This is a genomic window from Sphingopyxis sp. Root154, from assembly GCF_001427105.1.
GTDB lineage: Bacteria > Pseudomonadota > Alphaproteobacteria > Sphingomonadales > Sphingomonadaceae > Sphingopyxis.
The window spans coordinates 711,739-727,419 of record NZ_LMGI01000001.1; the positions used below are offsets into that span (position 1 = coordinate 711,739).

Consider the following 15,681-nt stretch of genomic DNA (forward strand, 5'->3'; position numbering starts at 1 on the left):
AGCATCGCGCGCGGGGCAGACCAAGCCATCCATTCGCTGGAGGCCCGATGACCCATCTTCCCGCTTCGCTCGACCGCCGCCGCCTGCTCGAAACGATGCTATTTGCCGGCGGCGCCGCCGCGTTCGGTGTGCCCGCTTGGGGCCAAGCCTTGCCATCCGGAAGCAGCGACGCGCATCGCGCCGACTGGCAATGGCTGGTCGGCAACTGGAACGTCTGGCACCGGCGGCTGAAGGAGCGCCTCGCGGGCAGCGACGACTGGGCCGAATTCAGCGGCAGGAGCGCGTGCTGGCTGACGCTGGGCGGGCTCGGGACGATCGACGACAATATCCTCGACCTGCCCGGCGGCGAATATCGCGGCTTCGGTATCCGCGCATTCGACCCGGCCACACAGCGATGGGCGATCTGGTGGGTCGACGGGCGCAACCCGACGCACATCGAGCCGCCGGTGATCGGACGTTTCGACGGCGACGAGGGCGTCTTTGCCGGACGCGATACATATAAGGGGCAGGATATCGCGGTCCGGTTTCGCTGGCACGAAATCCACGGCCCGCGGCCGCACTGGGACCAGGGGTTTTCGACCGATGGCGGCGCGACGTGGGAGATCAACTGGCGAAACTATTTCACGCGCACTGCCGCTGCGCCGACGCCGCTGCCATTGCTGGCCGAAGAGGCGCCGAACGCCCGCGACTTCGCCTTTCTGGTCGGCAGCTGGAAGGTGCGGCACCGCCGGCTAAAAAAGCGGCTCGCGGGAAACCGCGACTGGATCGATTTCGACGGGACGCTGGTGAACTGGCCCGTGCTCGGCGGGCGCGGTAACGTCGGCGACAATGTGATGAATTTTCCCGGCGCGCCGTTCCGCGGGGTCGGCATTCGTGCGCTCGATCCGGCGACGGGCGAATGGCTGAGCTGGTGGCTCGACGGGCGCAGTCCGACGAGCATCGCGCCGCCGGTGCGTGGCGGCTTCGCGGGCGGGGTCGGCACCTTTATCGGCGGCGACAGTTTCGAGGGCCGGCCGATCAAGACGCGCGTCCTGTGGTCGCGCATCACCGGCACCTCGGCGCGCTGGGAGCAGGCATCATCTGCCGACGGCGGCCAAAGCTGGGAGACCAACTGGATCAGCGATTTCGAACGGACGACGTGAAATGACGGCGTTTGCCCTCGCCCTTTCGCTGCTTGTCGCAGCGCCCGCGGTCGAGATCGTCGGCAAGGCCGAGCTGTTTGCGCCCGGCGTCGCCTCGACCGGTCATTCGGACATTCGCCTGACGATCAGCCCCGACGGCCGAACCGCTTTATGGTTCAGCCGCGACCGGCCGGGCGGACCCGGCGGCTATGACATCTGGATCGCGCGGCGCATCGGGACGGGATGGTCGCCCGCGACGCCGGTTTCGTTCAATTCGCCGGGGCGCGATTTCGACCCCGCTTTCTCGCGCGACGGGCGCTTCGTCTATTTCTGTTCGGACCGGCCGGGCGGGATCGGCAAGGACGATCTTTATCGCGTCGCCGTGACCGCGACGGGGTTCGGCACGCCCGAAAATCTGGGGCCAAAGGTCAATAGCGCGTCAAACGAATATGCGCCGATGCTGTCGCCCGACGGCCGGCAGCTGCTGTTTTCGAGCGACCGGCCGGGCGGGGCCGGAGGACACGACCTTTATACCGCGCGGCCGAAAGGGCGCGGCTTTGCGCCCGCCGCACCGCTGCGCGGGGCGATCAACACCCCTGCGGACGAATTCGACGCGAGCTTTCTGGCCGACAGCCGGACTTTGGTCTTCGCCCGCGCGCCGAGCATGAAGGACGACCGTGTCGACCTGTTCGCCGCCACATCGGATGGTGGCCGCTACGACGCCGGAATGATATTACCCCTCGCGGTGAACGATCCGGTCAAGGACAGCTATGGTCCGATGCTCGACTGGTCGGCGCCGGACCGGCTGACCTTTTCGAGCCAAAGGGGAAGAGCGCAATCGATGGAGTTGTACCGCATCACCTATCGCCTTGTATCGAGCAGGATTTCGGGAGGAAAGCATGGCCGATAGTCTTTTGACCGGCCTCAGCTTCGCCGCCGCCGCGGGTGCGGCGCTGGTCGGTGGGGTCTTCTTCGGTTTTTCGAACTTCATCATGGCCGGGCTTGGACGGCTCGCACCCGAACAGGGCGCGAGCGCGATGAATTCGATCAACGTCACGGTGATCAATCCCGCCTTCATGACCGCGCTGTTCGGCACCGGGCTGCTGTGCCTGATCGCGGCGGCAATGGCGCTGGGGTCGCTCGGCACGCTCGACGGCAAGCTGATCCTCTCCGCCGCGCTGCTCTATGTCATCGGCTGCGACGGGGTCACGATGGCGCTGAACGTGCCGCTCAACAATGCGCTCACCGCCACACCGGTGGGCACCCCCGAGGGCGCGGCGCTGTGGACGCGCTATCTCAAGGACTGGACCTTCTGGAACTCGGTCCGGACCGCGGCGAGCTTTGCCGCCGCGATGCTGTTCGTTGCCGCAGGGGTATGCCGCGCCGCCTGACCGTCAGTGCATGTGCTTCAGCTTGTCGGGGTTGCGCATGACATAGATGGCGGAGACCTTGCCGTCCGCAATCTCGAGCGCGGTGGTCTGGAGCTCGCCGTCGGCCTCGCGCGTGACGAAACCCGGCAGGCCGTTGATCGTGCCGGCGTGGACGAGCGTCGAGCCATATTTGCCGAACAGCACCGCAAGGCTGCGGTGCAATTTCAGTACGATGTCATAGCCGAGAACCGGCTCCATCGCGGCAGGGCGCTTGCCGCCGCCGTCGGACCACATGCCAACGTCCGCGGCCAATAGCTTGCCGAGCGCGCCCATGTCGCCGCTGCGCGATGCCGCGAAAAAGGCGTTGGCGATCTGGAGTCCCTGCTCTTTCTCGAGCTTGTAGCGCGGGCGGGCGTCGCGGACGTGGGTGCGCGCGCGGGCGGCGAGCTGGCGCGTCGCGGCGGGATCGCGGTCGATCGTCTTCGCCACCTCTTCGAACTCGACGCCAAAGACATCGTGGAGCAGGAAAGCGGCGCGTTCAAGCGGCGAGAGGCGTTCGAGCGCGAGCATCAGCGGCAGCGTGACATCGTCCTCTTCCTCCTCCTCGACCAAAGGGTCGGGGAGCCAGGGGCCGACATAGGTCTCGCGCTGGTTTCGCGCCGACTTGATCTGGTCGAGGCAGAGCCGCGTCACCGTGCGGCGGAGGAAGGCCGCGGGCTCGCGCACCGCGTCGCGGTCGGTGGCAAGCCAGCGGATAAAGGCATCCTGCACCACATCCTCGGCATCGGCGACCGAGCCGAGCATGCGGTAGGCGACGCGGGTGAGGAGCGGACGCAGCGGGTCGAAACTGACCGCCGCGTCCGCCGCCGCATCGATGCCGCCGCGGATGCCTTCGGAGGTCATCAGGCGGCCTTCGCCGGCGCGCCGCCTTCGTACCAGAGGTCGAAGCCGACCGCGATACGGTTCCAGCCATTGATGACGTTGATCATCACCGTCAGGTTCATCTGTTCCTCGGGCGTGAAATGCGCTTCGAGCGCGTCCTTTGCGGCCTTTTGTGTGTGCCCTCCCGACAACATGGTCAAGGCGTCGGTCCATGCCAGTGCGGCGCGTTCACGGTCGGAGAAGACCGGGGCTTCGCGCCACGCCGACAGCAGATAGATGCGCTGTTCGGTCTCGCCCTTCGCGCGGGCGTCGGCGGTGTGCATATTGATGCAGTTCGCGCAGCCGTTGAGGATCGACGAACGGATCTTCACCAGTTCGATCAGGCTCGTCTCGAGGCTCTTTTCGGCCGCGAGGCTGACCGCCATCCACTGTTTCATCAGTTGCGGCGAGGCGGCGAAGGGGTCGGTTACCTTGGTCATGTCGTGTCTCCTTTAAGCGGTTGTACGGACATGACGAGGCAGGATCGGCGCGTGTGACATGATATGCGAAAAAAATTCGCGTCGGCCGAAAAATCGGTTAGCCTCCCCGCCTCGACAATCGGAATGAGGGGGAAAATCATGAAGTTTCTCGATGGTTTCGGCGAACAGGCCTATGGGTTGCTGCGTATTGTTTCGGGCCTGCTGTTCCTTGCGCATGGCGTGCAGAAGTTCTTCAATTTTCCCGTAGCCTTCCCGATGCCGCTCAATCCGATGATGTATGCGGCGGGGACGATCGAGCTGGTCGCGGGCGGCCTGATCATCATCGGCCTGTTCACCCGCCCCGCGGCGTTCGTCGCGAGCGGGATGGCGGCGGTCGGTTACTGGACGGCGCACGCGACGCAGGGGCTTTATCCAATCGTCAATGGGGGCGAGACGATCATCCTCTACTGCTTCATCTTCCTGTTCGTCGCGACGCGCGGCGCGGGCATCTGGAGCGTCGACGGCGCGACGAGGAAATAGACGCCGGCAAAATAGGGGGCGGCCCTTTCGGACCGCCCCCAGTTTCGGGCTTCACATGGTGAAGGTCGTCAAAGCTTGCGGGTGTTGGTCTCGATCAGCTTCTTCGCCTCGGCGATCGCCTTGGCCGTCGTCAGTTTCTTTTCCTGAACCTCATCGGCCATTTCGAGCAGGCGGCCGCTGATCACGGTGCCGGTCTGCGCCTCCTCGTTGATCGCGATGCCGCCCTTGGCGGCGGCGACGCGGTTCCATTCAGCGCGGACGGCGGCCCAATAATCCTTGGTCGCGGCCCAATAATCGTCGGCAGCCTTCACGTCATACTGATCATATTTGATATAGGTGTTGAGGACATATTCCTGGACGATCGGCACCAGCTTGCCGTCCTTCGTCCCCATCTTGGTGTTGTCCTGCCAGTGCACCCAGCCATCGGGCGAAGGCTGGTGGCGGTTGATCGAGAGGTAGCGATCGTAGACCGGATTGCGCACGGCGTCGCGGCGCGCGAGCGGGCGCCACGTCCAGTTCGAGCGCCAGCGGCGGACGCCGCCCTGCGTTTCGAACTGGCCCCAGCCGCCATATCTAGGGGAATCGTCTACCTGATAGACCGTCTGCGACCAGCGGCCGGTGCGCATCTTTTCCGGGACATCCTCCCACGTCCATGCGTTGCGATCGGAGTAGACGAGCACCTTTGCGGGCTCATATTCCCAGTCCTGACGCCAATGCTTGATGATCATGCTCTTGTCGTCGTCGTCGGTGATGACGAGCATATGCTGCAGGCTGATCTTGCGGCCGGTGTCCTCGATCACGCGAACGACCTCGTTGCCGCCCGAGCGCTTGGGCTCGAGCACTTCATACGCCGGATCCCAGCGCGTCGATTCCTGCATGTTGAAGCTGACGCGGTAATTGCCCGCCATCGCGAGAATGTCGGCGCGGTCCTGCTCGAAATTGGCGGCGGCCGCCTCGGCGGCGATCGGCGGGTGCGCCGAGGCGACGACCGGCAGCGCGGCGGAGAGCAGCAACAGGCCGGCGGCGATTTTGCGATATGTTTTCATCGATGCAGTCCTTCATTCTGTTTTAAAAGCGGAAGCTGAGCGACACGCTCGCGTTGCGGCCGGGCTGGGTATAGGCATCGGCGCTCGCCGGATTGGTCGGGCTCGTTGCCGTCCCGCCCATCGCGAGGCCGCGCACATCGCTCCACCAGCTATATTTCTTGTCGAGGATGTTGAAGACGCCCGCGCGCAGCGTGAGCTTGTCCATCACCCGCACGAACGCCGTCGCGTCGAGGATCGTGAAGGCGTCGGGGCGGAAGCATGTAGGGGTGCAGAGTCCCGTCGTGCGCGACGCTTCCTTGCGACCGGCGTGCGTCACGATGATCTGGCCGCCGAAGCGCCCTTCGCGTTCGCGATAGCCGACGCCGGCGACGAGCTTTAGCGGATCGATCGACGACAGCGGCGAGCGCATGCCGTCGGGGTCGATGATGTCACCCTTCGCATAGGATAGGGCGAGCGTCGTATACAGGCCGGACGACGCTCGCCCCTCGAACCGCGCCTCGGCCCCTTTGACCCGGACGCGATCGAGATTCACGAATTGATAGAGGATGGGATTGGCGATCGTCCCGACGCCGCCCACCTGTTCCTGGCTGATGAAATCCTTGTACCGCGCCGAAAAGCCGGTGACGTCGAGGCTGATTGCGTCGCTGGAAAAGCGCACGCCGCCTTCGAAGCTTTCGCTCCGCTCTGGCCCGAGATCGGGGTTCGGAAGCGTGCGGTACGAGAAGAAGGGCGAGGTGAGGTTTTCGAAGAACTGGTTGACCTGCCCCGGCTCCGGCGCCTTGAAGCCGGTCGCATAATTGGCGAACAGCCGGACCTCATCGGTGATCTTCCACACCGCGCCGAATTTGGGCGAGACGCGCGAGCCGTCCTGCTTCGCGCCCTGGAAGGCCGGCAGCAGCGGGTCGTTGTCGGGCGACAGGTCGTACCAGTCGAAGCGCAGCGCCGGGTAGAGGAGCAGGCGCCCCTCGGCGACCGCGATCTCGTCGCCGACGAACAGCCCGGCACGAGTAAAATCAGTGCTCGGGAAAGCCCGCGTCGGATAGGTCTCGCCCACGGGCGGGACGGTGCCGCCGCGCAGGCCCTGCTGGCGCGTCTGGCTGATGTCGCCGCCAAAGACGAGACGGTGGGTGATCGCGCCCGTCGCGAAATCGGCGCGTGCGTCGGCCGAGGCACCAAAGACGCGGTTCTCGAAGGTGTTGAGGCGCGTGCGGTCGGCCGACGGGGTGCGGTCTTCCTCGGTATATTGCCGATCCTCGCCGTCCTGCCAGTAGAGCGCGACGCGCGCGAAATCGATCGCCCCCTCGCCTTCCCAGCTCCAGTCGAGCGAGACGCGCTTGCGTTCCCCCGTGTCGAAGCCTTCGAGGCGGTCGACGGTCGCGCCAAGGCCGTTCGGGCCGAGGCCGCTGAGCCCGTTGGTATAGAGGCGCGTGTCGAGATATTCGCCGGTCAGCCGAAGCTTATGGCCATTGGCCGGGTCATAGACGATGCGCGCGAGCGCGGCGTCCGAACGGCCATCCTGCGGGTTGGCGAGCGTGCGCGTCGGGCCGATGCCGTTCGCGGTGCCAAGGCTGCCCTGATTTTCGAGTTCCTTGTAATCGCGGCGCGTATAGGCCGCCATCACCGACCAGTCGCCGCTGCGCCCCGCGAGGATCGCGGTTTCGCTGAATTCCTCGTCGGCGCTGCTGTAACCGGCGCGAAGCAGGCCGCCGACATTCTTGCCCGCCTCGAGGAAATCGACGGGGTCGGAAGTGATGAAGCTGACCGCGCCCGCCAGACCGTCGCTGCCATAGAGCGCCGACGACGGGCCGCGCAGGATCTCGACCGATTTGACGAGGCCAAGGTCGACATAATTACCGCGCCCCGACGCCTGCGCGCCGAAGCTGAAGCCGTCGGGAACGCGGACGCCGTCGACCTGGATCAGCACGCGGTTGCCGCCGATGCCGCGGATGTTGAAGCTGTCGTTACCCGCACGGCCGGTGGCGCCGAGCGCGGCGCCGAAGCGCGCGGGCTGGCGCTGGACGCTGACGCCGGGTTCGAAGCGAACCAGGTCGCGGATGTCGGTGACGAGTTCGTCGGCGATCTGCTCGTCGCTCTTCACGGTGACGGTGACCGGAATATCCTCGGCCTTCACCGCGGTGCGCGTCGCGGTGACGACGATGCGGTTCTTGAGCGACACCCAATATTCGCCGTCATTGTCCTGCGCAAAGGCCGGCGAAGCCGTCGCGGCGAGCGCGAGGCCCAGCGCGCTGCCAGCGGCAAGGCGGGATACGGACGGCAAATTTCGGATGTTCAATTTTCTTCCCCTAAATGATTGCGATTGACTCGCAATAGCGGTCATCTAGGCGGGGAAATTCAGGGGGTCAATATGCTATTGAGAATCGTTCTCGAAAAAATCACTCGGCGAAGCGAATAGGAAAAACCGCCAATATATGTCGTCATCCCGGCGAAGGCCGGATGACGACAAAGAGTAGGGACATGATCCTTCCTGTCGCCCAGCGATGGGAAGGTGGCAGCGCGAAGCGCTGACGAAGGAGCGATGACGCGACGTCGCTGCACCTCCACCACTCAACTACGATGAGCGGTCCCCCTCCCCATGACTTCGCCACAGGGAGGATCTTTGGGACTTAAGCCCCCGGCCCTTCATAGGCATCGACGATGCGCCCGACGATCGGGTGGCGGACGACGTCGGCGCTGGTGAAGTAGCTGACGTTGATGCCTTCCAGCCCTTCGAGCCGGCCGACCGCGTCGGCGAGGCCCGAGGTTGCGGGGATCGGCAAGTCGACCTGCTTGGGGTCGCCGCAGACCACCATGCGGCTGTTCATGCCGAAGCGGGTGAGGAACATCTTCATCTGTGGGATCGTCGTGTTCTGCGCCTCGTCGAGGATGATGAAGGCGTCGGCGAGCGTCCGCCCGCGCATGAAGGCGAGCGGCGCGATCTCGATCTCACCGCTCGCGATCCGGCGCTCGACCTGCTCGGCGGGCAGACAGTCGTGGAGCGCGTCGTAGAGCGGGCGGAGATAGGGATCGACCTTTTCCTTCATGTCGCCGGGAAGGAAGCCAAGCTTTTCACCCGCCTCGACCGCGGGGCGCGACAGGATCAGGCGCTGGACGCTGCCGGTGATGAGCTGCGCCACAGCCTGGGCGACCGCGAGATAGGTCTTGCCCGTGCCCGCCGGGCCGAGCGCGAAAATCACGTCGTCGCGCGCGAGCGCCTGCATATAAGGGACCTGCGACGGCGCGCGCGGGACGATCGTTTTTTTGCGCGTGCGGATCATGATCGGCGGCGCTTCGTCCTTGTCGTGGCGGATGATGCCCGCGAGCGTGGGCTGCGCCGACATCGCGATCACGCCGTCGACGAGGCCGGTATCGACCTCCTGCCCCTGTTCGATGCGGTTATAGAGTTCGGTGAGCACATCGCGCGCGCGCGCCGCGGCCTCGGCCTCGCCCTCGATCTGCACACGGTTGCCGCGCGCCGAGATATAGACACCAAGGCGGTTTTCGATCGCAACAAGGTTGCGATCGAACTCACCGAAGAGAATGCCCAAAAGCTGCGTTCGCTCAAATTCCGCCGTCAGTCGGACGCGGTCGCCGGGTTCGGCGGGGGTGGAGGCGGTCAGCGGGCGTTTGGACATATGGGCAAGGCTCCTTCGATCGACGACATGACTGTAGCCCCGCCAAGACGGGAGTCCATGACTTGCGGACTGCGAATAGGACGGAAGGCGACGGAGTGTGTCTTCGGGGAGACAGCTTCCGTCCGTCGCACTAAGCGACCTCTTCCAGCAATGCCTCGGCGCCAACGCTGTTGGCACCGGCCGAGGTGATGCGAACATCGATCATATCGCCGATCTTCAGCCCCGGCGCGATAACATGCACCGACTGGAGCCAGGGCGACTTGCCGATCAGCTGGCCGTCGAGCTTGCCCTTGCGTTCGAGGAGCAGGCGCGTTGTGCGGCCGACGGTAGCCTCGTTGAACCCCTGCTGCTGTTCGTTGAGCAGCGCTTGCAGCCGCTGGAGACGGTCGTTGAGGACGGCTTCATCGATCTGGTCGTCCATCGTCGCGGCGGGGGTGCCGGGGCGGCGCGAATATTTGAAGCTGTACGCCATCGCATAATTAGTCGCACGGACGATATCGAGCGTCGCCTCGAAATCGGCGTCGGTCTCGCCGGGGAAGCCGACGATGAAGTCGCCCGAGATCGCGATATCGGGACGCACGGCGCGCACGCGTTCGATGATTTTCAGATAGCTTTCGACCGAGTGGCTGCGGTTCATCGCGGCGAGGATGCGGTCGCTGCCCGCCTGCACCGGCAAATGCAGAAAGGGCATCAGCTTGTCGATCTCGCCATGCGCGGCGATCAGCCCGTCGGTCATGTCGTTGGGATGGCTGGTCGTATAACGGATGCGCTCCAGCCCGTCCTCGCGCGCGAGCTCGCGGATCAGGCCGTCGAGGCCGATCGTCCGCCCCTTGTCGTCCTCGCCGTCCCATGCGTTGACGTTCTGGCCGAGCAAGGTGATTTCGCGCACCCCGCCCGCGACGAGCGCGCGCGCTTCGGCGATCAGGTCGGCGAACGGCCGGCTGATCTCGGCGCCGCGGGTATAGGGCACGACGCAGTAAGTGCAGAATTTGTCGCAGCCTTCCTGCACGGTCAGGAAGGCGGTCGGGCGCTGGCCGCCCGCACGCTTGGGCAACGCACCGAATTTGCTTTCGAGCGGCATGTCGAGATCCACCGCCTTCTCGCCGCGCGCGGCGCGCGCGATCAGGTCGGGCAGGCGGTGATAGGCCTGCGGGCCGACGACGACATCGACGGTCGGAGCGCGGCGCGCGATCTCGGCGCCCTCGGCCTGTGCGACGCAGCCGGCGACCGCGATCGTCGGGCGGCTGCCGTCGGCGCGCTTCAGCCGGCCGATGTCCGAATAGACTTTTTCGGCCGCCTTTTCGCGGATGTGACAGGTGTTGAGCACGACGAGGTCGGCGTCGGCGCCGTCGGCGGCGGCGACATAGCCTTCTGCGCCCAGCATCTCGGCCATGCGCTCGCCGTCATAGACGTTCATCTGGCAGCCGAAGGATTTGACGTGGAATGTCTTTTGAGGACTTGGGGGAGAGTCGGATTTCATCGGCGCCCTATAGGCGATGCGGCGCGCTGGCGGAAGACCGTGCGATTTCCGCCGCAATCGTCGCGCGCGCCGCCTCTGCGAGCAGCTTGCGGTCGGCCTCGACGATGTCGGGAAGCGGGTCGAGATAGTGGATCGTCAGATGGACCGGGCGCTTGCGCGCGAGCAGCCGCTTGAAATTGTCCAACCCTGATTCGGGATCGAGCCAGGCGATATCGTTCGCCTCGGACCCATAATCGAGAAACACCGGCTGCACGCGCAGGTTCGGCGGCGTCGGGATCACCGCCTGGAACAGTGAGGCACGGAACGGCAGCAGGCCATCGCCCGGCCCGGTCGTGCCTTCGGGGAAAAGTGTCACCGGGCGGCCGCGGGCGAGCGCGCCCCGCAGCTCGTTCGCCTGGTTGTGGATTTCGCGCCGCGCCTCGCGCTGGACATAAATCGTGTGGTTCTGGTCGGCGAGCCAGCCGACGAGCGGTGCGGACCCGATTTCCGCCTTCGACACGAACGCCGAGCGCGCGGCGCCGCCGAGCGCGAGAATGTCGAGCCAGCTGACATGGTTCGACACGAAGAGGACGTTGCGCCTGAGCCGCGTGCCAGTCGTGCGGATGCGCAGCCCGGCGATCCAGCCGACGGCGTTGAGAAAAGCCATCACCATCGGCGATGGACGACGGGCGGCGCGGTAGAGGAGGTGCGGGACGATCAGGAAAAGCAGCGCCAGCACCATCAAGGCGAGACGGGAGATCGTCCGCCAGGTGATCGAGGCGCGATCAGTCGCGCTTGCGATCGATGGCGACACCATAAAGCTCCATGCGATGGTCGACGAGGCGGAAGCCCAGTCGTTCGGCGATCACCTTTTGCAACGCCTCGAGCTCGGGATCGACGAATTCGATCACCTTGCCCGTTTCGACGTCGATCAGATGATCGTGATGCGCCTCGGGCGCGGCTTCGTAGCGCGAGCGGCCGTCGCCGAAATCATGGCGGTCGAGGATGCCCGCCTCTTCGAACAGACGGACGGTGCGGTAGACGGTAGCGATCGAAATGCCGCTGTCGACCTTTGACGCGCGCTCATACAGCGTCTCGACGTCGGGATGATCCTCCGAATCCGAAATGACGCGCGCGATGATGCGGCGCTGCTCGGTGATGCGGAGCCCCTTTTCGTGGCACAGGGCCTCGAGATCGATATTGCCGGACATGCTTGCCTTTCCTGCGGATGCAGCCGTGTTTGTCTTTGTTACAAACTGTATAGGCACGCCCTGCGGATAGGACAAGGGCGGCCCCCTGTGACGCCGCCCTTCCCTGCTCCGGCTGGAGCGATTTATCGCAAAGTGTCAGGCTTTCGGTTTGCGCTTGCGCCCGCCGCCGCGGCCCTTGGTGCCGAGGCCGATTTCCTTGGCCAGCGCGCGGCGCTTTTCGGCATAGTTCGGCGCGACCATCGGATAGTCGGCGGGCAGGCCCCATTTGGCGCGATAGTCGTCGGGGGTCATGCCATAATGCGTCATCAGGTGGCGGCGCAGCATCTTGAGCTTTTTGCCGTCTTCGAGACAGGTGATGTAGTCGGGCTTGACCGATGTGCGGATCGACACCGCCGGCACCAGCTTTTCCTCGACGACCGGCTCGGTCCCAAGACCCGACAGCGCGGCGTGTACATTATTTATCAAAATGGAGAGATCCGAAATGGCGACGCTGTTGTTGCTGACGTGCGCGGCGACGATGTCAGCGGTAAGCGTAACGAGCATCTCGTTGGTATCGGCTTGGTCGGACATGAGACTATTCCTTGATTCTTATTACCCAGAAGAAAGGTCGGCGAATATTGGATTTGTTCTTCCGCCAGTCAGAATACTGCCACTTTGGATGGAATTCCGCAATGACCGATCAGTCCGGCTTCTGTCCTCGCGCCGATCGGCGCATCGTAATTGCGTCGCGCACCACCCCGTCATTGCCTCGATAATAGGCCGGCCGTCGGCCGCACTCTGCAAAACCTGCGCTCTCATAGAGATGAACCGCGTCATTATCGGCGCGCATTTCAAGAAAATAATCTTCGGCACCCTGTTCGGCGGCCCATGCCCGCCAGTCGTCGATCAGTAATGCGCCGATACCGCGGCCGCGAAACTGCGGGTCGACCGCGAGCAATAATAATTCGCTTTCGGGCCCGGCGATGCGCGCCGCCGAGAAACCGCAAGCGTGATCGCCGTCCCACGCGAGGCACACGCGCGCCGAGGGCAGCGCGAACAAGGTCAAAAGCTGCGCGCCGCTCCACGCTTCACCATAGGCGGGCTCGAACGCGGCCTCCATCACACGCATCACAGCGGCGAGATCGCCGACGCGGGCGGCGGCGAGGCGGATGGCGCCCGTCATGCCGGCGCCATCGGCTTGGCATCGGGTGCGCGGCCGTAAATCGGGCTGGGTCGATCGATCAGCAAGGCGGGCGGCAGCCGCAGGAAGGCGCGCGCATCGGGCAGCGCCGCCAGCGCGCGCCCGGTACCGCGGCGCGCGACAAAGGGCTCGGCGCGATTGCCGACGACCAGTTCGTCGCCGATCAGGACGGCGTCATCGGGCACGAGCGAGCGAATTTCGCCGCGCGGCGACAGGTCCGCCGCGAACGGCTGGACGAACCATTGGCCGTGGCCGCCCTCCATCACCACCAGCGCGCCGCCGGCCGCCGCGATGTCATCGGCGCAGCCGGCCGCAACCAGCGCGAGCGTCGAAAAGCCATGCACGGGCACCTGCCAGCCAAGCGCCAGCGCGCGCGCCGCCGCAACGCCGATCCGGACTCCGGCAAAGCTGCCCGGGCCGCATCCCGCGACGACGACGTCGGCGCGGCCGCCGTCCGCGAGTTCGGCGATCAGCGGAACCAGCCGTTCGGCATGGCCGCGGCCGATCACCTCATGACGATGGTCGACGACCGCCCCGGCCTCCAGCAGCGCCACCGAACAGGCTTCGCTCGCCGAATCGATGACCAGATACCGCATGGGGGATCGAGCGCCCGGTCAGGCGATGCGGTTGAAGCGGGCGAAATCGGGGCGCGGGCTGCGATCGAAGATCGTTGCCGCATCGCCATAGCCGAGCGTCGAGATGAAATTGCTCTTCACATTCGGCTGGTCGGCGAAGAAGGCTTCGTCGACAGCCGCGTTGTTGAACCCCGACATCGGTCCGGTATCAAGCCCCAGCGCACGCGCGGCGAGGATGAAATAGGCGCCCTGGAGGGTGGCATTACGGAAAGCGGTCGTCTGCGCCAGCGCCTCGTTACCCGCGAACCAGCTGCGCGCGTCGGTATGCGGGAAGAATTCAGGCAGATTTTCGTAAAATTCATTGTCGCTCGCGATGATCGCGGTGACCGGCGCCTTCAGAATCTTTTCCTCGTTCCCCGGTATAGCGTGCGCGGCGAGCTTCGCCTTCGCCTCGTCGGTCACGCACCAGACGATCCGCGCCGGCAGGCTGTTGGCGCTGGTCGGGCCGAATTTAACCAGATCCCAGATCGCGTGCAGCTGCGCTTCCGAAACGGGCTTGTCGAGATAGCCGTTATAGGTGCGCGCGGTACGAAACAGCTGGTCGAGAGCGCTGTCGGAAAGCGGCTCGCTCATGGGTTATCTCCTGAAATGATTTTTGGTCAGACGGCGTGGACTGCCGTTACCTCAGGCACATAATGTTTCAAGAGGGACTCGATGCCATTCTTCAGCGTCGCGGTCGAGGATGGGCATCCCGCGCACGCGCCCTGCATCTTGAGATAGACGTTGCCCTTGTCGAAACCGCGATAGACGATGTCGCCGCCGTCGTTGGCGACCGCCGGGCGGACGCGCGTTTCGATGAGTTCCTTGATCTGCTCGATGATGTCAGCGTCGGCGGGATCGTCGGCGAAGCCCTCATCCTCGGCCGGAACCGAAAAACCCGCGCTCGCGGCGTTGAACAGCGGCACGTCGGCGAGGAAATGGTCCATGACGATACCAAGCACGTCGGGCTTCGCGTCGGCCCATTCGGCGCCCGGCGCGATCGTCACCGACACGAAATCGCGGCCAAAGAAGACCCCCGTCACGTCGCCGAGCGAGAAGAGCGCGCTCGCGAGCGGCGACGCCTCGGCCTCTTCGGGGCCGGCAAAGTCGCGGGTTCCCGCCTCCATCACCGCCCGGCCGGGCAGGAATTTGAGCGTCGCGGGATTGGGCGTCGATTCGGTTTCGATCAGCATGACGTGCATGTGGGGCGCAGCGAGGCTTTGTGCAAGATGACATGGATGCGCTAAGGCGCGGCGATGCGTCCTTTCACCCATTTTGCCGCGCTCGACTGGTCGGGCGCCCGCGGACCGCGCCAGCGCGGGATCGCCCTGGCGGTCGCATGCGGCAGCGCGGCGCCCGCGCTGGTGCGGCCGGGCCATATCTGGTCGCGGGCCGAAATCCTCGATTGGCTGGAGGGCGTCGCCGCGGCGGGCGAGAATATGCTGATCGGTTTCGACTTTTCGGCCGCCTTCGCCTTTGCCGACCATAGCGCCTATTTCCCCGGCTGGGCGGAGAGCCCGGCCGACATGCGTGCGCTGTGGGCGCTCGTCGAACATCTGGCGGGCGGCGATCCGCATTATGAAGCGGGCGGTTTCCTGGCGCATCCCGAAGCGCGGCGGCATTTCCGGCACCGCGGCGAGGCCGGCGACCTGTTCGAAGCCGGTGCGGGACGGCTGCGCGTCGTCGAGCGGCACCAGCGGGCGACAAAACAGGCGGCGAGCGTCAGCAATTTCAATCTCGTCGGTGCGGCGCAGGTCGGCAAGGCCAGCCTGTCGGGCATGCGCCTGCTCCATCGGCTCTCGAAACGCATCCCATTGTGGCCCGGCGATCCGGTGCCCGCGGCGGGGCCGATGCTGGTCGAAATCTACACCAGCCTCGCCGCGCGCGCGGCCGGGTTGCCCCCGGGGCGCAGCAAGATCCGCGACGGCGCGGCACTCGACGCGGCGCTCGCCGCGCTGGGTTCGCCGCCGTGCCGTTTGATGGGTGCCGTCAGCGATCATGCGAGCGATGCGCTGCTGACCGCAGCCTGGCTGCGCGCGATCGCCGGCGACGCCGCCCCCTGGTCGCCGTCGCCGCTGACGCGCCGCCTCGCGCGAACCGAGGGCTGGACCTTTGGCATCATCTGAAAATTTCTCGCTCGCCGCATTTTCCCGACGTGGGATGTTTCC

At 65.4% G+C, this 15,681-nt stretch carries 18 protein-coding genes; 5 read left to right on the forward strand and 13 right to left on the reverse strand.

What is annotated here, in order from left to right; all coding sequences use genetic code 11:
* Positions 1–47 precede the first annotated feature (47 nt).
* From ASD73_RS03175 to ASD73_RS03185, 3 genes are read left to right on the forward strand one after another with little or no spacing between them, the layout of a single operon-like run.
* Positions 48–1,142: a hypothetical protein gene (locus ASD73_RS03175; RefSeq protein WP_056369197.1), complete on the forward strand. Its 1,095-nt coding sequence runs from the start codon at positions 48–50 to the stop codon at positions 1,140–1,142.
* A gap of 1 nt (position 1,143) precedes the next feature.
* Positions 1,144–2,031, forward strand: coding sequence for a TolB family protein (locus ASD73_RS03180; protein ID WP_056369196.1), 888 nt, complete (start codon positions 1,144–1,146; stop codon positions 2,029–2,031).
* Positions 2,021–2,512: an anthrone oxygenase family protein gene (locus tag ASD73_RS03185; RefSeq protein ID WP_056369194.1), complete on the forward strand. Its 492-nt coding sequence runs from the start codon at positions 2,021–2,023 to the stop codon at positions 2,510–2,512. Before ASD73_RS03180 ends, ASD73_RS03185 begins: the two co-directional genes overlap by 11 nt.
* Positions 2,513–2,515: 3 nt before the next feature.
* On the opposite strand, the gene ASD73_RS03190 is transcribed toward ASD73_RS03185, so the two are convergent.
* Positions 2,516–3,394: a sigma-70 family RNA polymerase sigma factor gene (locus ASD73_RS03190; RefSeq protein ID WP_056369192.1), complete on the reverse strand. Its 879-nt coding sequence runs from the start codon at positions 3,392–3,394 to the stop codon at positions 2,516–2,518.
* Positions 3,394–3,852 carry a carboxymuconolactone decarboxylase family protein gene (locus ASD73_RS03195; protein ID WP_056369191.1) on the reverse strand — a complete coding sequence of 153 codons (459 nt, stop codon included), beginning with the start codon at positions 3,850–3,852 and terminating at the stop codon, positions 3,394–3,396. The genes ASD73_RS03190 and ASD73_RS03195 overlap by 1 nt, the downstream gene beginning before the upstream one ends.
* Before the next feature lie 138 nt (positions 3,853–3,990).
* Here ASD73_RS03195 and ASD73_RS03200 point away from each other — a divergent pair, with 138 nt between their 5' ends.
* Positions 3,991–4,371 carry a DoxX family protein gene (locus ASD73_RS03200; protein ID WP_056370354.1) on the forward strand — a complete coding sequence of 127 codons (381 nt, stop codon included), beginning with the start codon at positions 3,991–3,993 and terminating at the stop codon, positions 4,369–4,371.
* A 68-nt stretch (positions 4,372–4,439) separates the two neighbouring features.
* Here the strand turns inward: ASD73_RS03200 and ASD73_RS03205 are convergent, their stop codons facing one another.
* The 11 genes from ASD73_RS03205 to ASD73_RS03255 form a co-directional block, all read right to left on the reverse strand.
* On the reverse strand, positions 4,440–5,417 hold the full coding sequence (locus ASD73_RS03205) for a DUF6607 family protein (RefSeq protein WP_056369189.1): 978 nt from the start codon (positions 5,415–5,417) through the stop codon (positions 4,440–4,442).
* Positions 5,418–5,439: 22 nt separating this feature from the next.
* Positions 5,440–7,695 (reverse strand): TonB-dependent hemoglobin/transferrin/lactoferrin family receptor, encoded by a 2,256-nt coding sequence (locus tag ASD73_RS03210; RefSeq protein ID WP_056370351.1) that lies wholly within the window; start codon positions 7,693–7,695, stop codon positions 5,440–5,442.
* A gap of 346 nt (positions 7,696–8,041) precedes the next feature.
* Positions 8,042–9,049: a PhoH family protein gene (locus ASD73_RS03215; RefSeq protein ID WP_056369187.1), complete on the reverse strand. Its 1,008-nt coding sequence runs from the start codon at positions 9,047–9,049 to the stop codon at positions 8,042–8,044.
* A gap of 130 nt (positions 9,050–9,179) precedes the next feature.
* A complete protein-coding gene (gene miaB, locus ASD73_RS03220; RefSeq protein ID WP_056369185.1) occupies positions 9,180–10,529 on the reverse strand; it encodes a tRNA (N6-isopentenyl adenosine(37)-C2)-methylthiotransferase MiaB in 1,350 nt (449 codons plus the stop codon).
* A 7-nt stretch (positions 10,530–10,536) separates the two neighbouring features.
* Positions 10,537–11,322, reverse strand: a complete 786-nt coding sequence (locus ASD73_RS03225; protein ID WP_056370350.1) for a lysophospholipid acyltransferase family protein — start codon at positions 11,320–11,322, stop codon at positions 10,537–10,539.
* Positions 11,294–11,719 carry a Fur family transcriptional regulator gene (locus tag ASD73_RS03230; RefSeq protein WP_056369183.1) on the reverse strand — a complete coding sequence of 142 codons (426 nt, stop codon included), beginning with the start codon at positions 11,717–11,719 and terminating at the stop codon, positions 11,294–11,296. The genes ASD73_RS03225 and ASD73_RS03230 overlap by 29 nt, the downstream gene beginning before the upstream one ends.
* Positions 11,720–11,854: 135 nt before the next feature.
* Positions 11,855–12,289, reverse strand: a complete 435-nt coding sequence (locus ASD73_RS03235) for a MucR family transcriptional regulator (RefSeq protein WP_056369180.1) — start codon at positions 12,287–12,289, stop codon at positions 11,855–11,857.
* Between the two features lie 109 nt (positions 12,290–12,398).
* Positions 12,399–12,881: a GNAT family N-acetyltransferase gene (locus tag ASD73_RS03240; RefSeq protein ID WP_235534114.1), complete on the reverse strand. Its 483-nt coding sequence runs from the start codon at positions 12,879–12,881 to the stop codon at positions 12,399–12,401.
* Complete coding sequence (gene tsaB / locus ASD73_RS03245) at positions 12,878–13,495, reverse strand: tRNA (adenosine(37)-N6)-threonylcarbamoyltransferase complex dimerization subunit type 1 TsaB (protein ID WP_056369178.1); 618 nt, start codon at positions 13,493–13,495, stop codon at positions 12,878–12,880. The genes ASD73_RS03240 and tsaB overlap by 4 nt, the downstream gene beginning before the upstream one ends.
* Before the next feature lie 18 nt (positions 13,496–13,513).
* Entirely contained in the window at positions 13,514–14,107 is a 594-nt protein-coding gene (locus tag ASD73_RS03250) for a malonic semialdehyde reductase (RefSeq protein ID WP_056369176.1), read from the reverse strand.
* Positions 14,108–14,133: 26 nt separating this feature from the next.
* Positions 14,134–14,706, reverse strand: coding sequence for a NifU family protein (locus tag ASD73_RS03255; RefSeq protein ID WP_056370346.1), 573 nt, complete (start codon positions 14,704–14,706; stop codon positions 14,134–14,136).
* 63 nt (positions 14,707–14,769) lie between these two features.
* On the opposite strand from ASD73_RS03255, the gene ASD73_RS03260 reads away from it, so the two are divergent.
* Positions 14,770–15,639: a hypothetical protein gene (locus ASD73_RS03260; RefSeq protein ID WP_056369174.1), complete on the forward strand. Its 870-nt coding sequence runs from the start codon at positions 14,770–14,772 to the stop codon at positions 15,637–15,639.
* Positions 15,640–15,681: the final 42 nt, after the last annotated feature.

Excerpts from the sequence above, each read along its gene's own strand:
- ASD73_RS03180 (WP_056369196.1), top strand. The coding sequence starts at position 1,144 with ATGACGGCGTTTGCCCTCGCCCTTTCGCTGCTTGTCGCAGCGCCCGCG.
- ASD73_RS03230 (WP_056369183.1), bottom strand. The coding sequence starts at position 11,719 with ATGTCCGGCAATATCGATCTCGAGGCCCTGTGCCACGAAAAGGGGCTC.
- tsaB (WP_056369178.1), bottom strand. The coding sequence starts at position 13,495 with ATGCGGTATCTGGTCATCGATTCGGCGAGCGAAGCCTGTTCGGTGGCG.
- ASD73_RS03190 (WP_056369192.1), bottom strand. The coding sequence starts at position 3,394 with ATGACCTCCGAAGGCATCCGCGGCGGCATCGATGCGGCGGCGGACGCG.
- ASD73_RS03185 (WP_056369194.1), top strand. The coding sequence starts at position 2,021 with ATGGCCGATAGTCTTTTGACCGGCCTCAGCTTCGCCGCCGCCGCGGGT.
- ASD73_RS03195 (WP_056369191.1), bottom strand. The coding sequence starts at position 3,852 with ATGACCAAGGTAACCGACCCCTTCGCCGCCTCGCCGCAACTGATGAAA.
- ASD73_RS03260 (WP_056369174.1), top strand. The coding sequence starts at position 14,770 with ATGCGTCCTTTCACCCATTTTGCCGCGCTCGACTGGTCGGGCGCCCGC.
- ASD73_RS03240 (WP_235534114.1), bottom strand. The coding sequence starts at position 12,881 with ATGACGGGCGCCATCCGCCTCGCCGCCGCCCGCGTCGGCGATCTCGCC.
- ASD73_RS03250 (WP_056369176.1), bottom strand. The coding sequence starts at position 14,107 with ATGAGCGAGCCGCTTTCCGACAGCGCTCTCGACCAGCTGTTTCGTACC.
- ASD73_RS03200 (WP_056370354.1), top strand. The coding sequence starts at position 3,991 with ATGAAGTTTCTCGATGGTTTCGGCGAACAGGCCTATGGGTTGCTGCGT.
- ASD73_RS03205 (WP_056369189.1), bottom strand. The coding sequence starts at position 5,417 with ATGAAAACATATCGCAAAATCGCCGCCGGCCTGTTGCTGCTCTCCGCC.
- miaB (WP_056369185.1), bottom strand. The coding sequence starts at position 10,529 with ATGAAATCCGACTCTCCCCCAAGTCCTCAAAAGACATTCCACGTCAAA.
- ASD73_RS03255 (WP_056370346.1), bottom strand. The coding sequence starts at position 14,706 with ATGCTGATCGAAACCGAATCGACGCCCAATCCCGCGACGCTCAAATTC.
- ASD73_RS03175 (WP_056369197.1), top strand. The coding sequence starts at position 48 with ATGACCCATCTTCCCGCTTCGCTCGACCGCCGCCGCCTGCTCGAAACG.
- ASD73_RS03235 (WP_056369180.1), bottom strand. The coding sequence starts at position 12,289 with ATGTCCGACCAAGCCGATACCAACGAGATGCTCGTTACGCTTACCGCT.
- ASD73_RS03215 (WP_056369187.1), bottom strand. The coding sequence starts at position 9,049 with ATGTCCAAACGCCCGCTGACCGCCTCCACCCCCGCCGAACCCGGCGAC.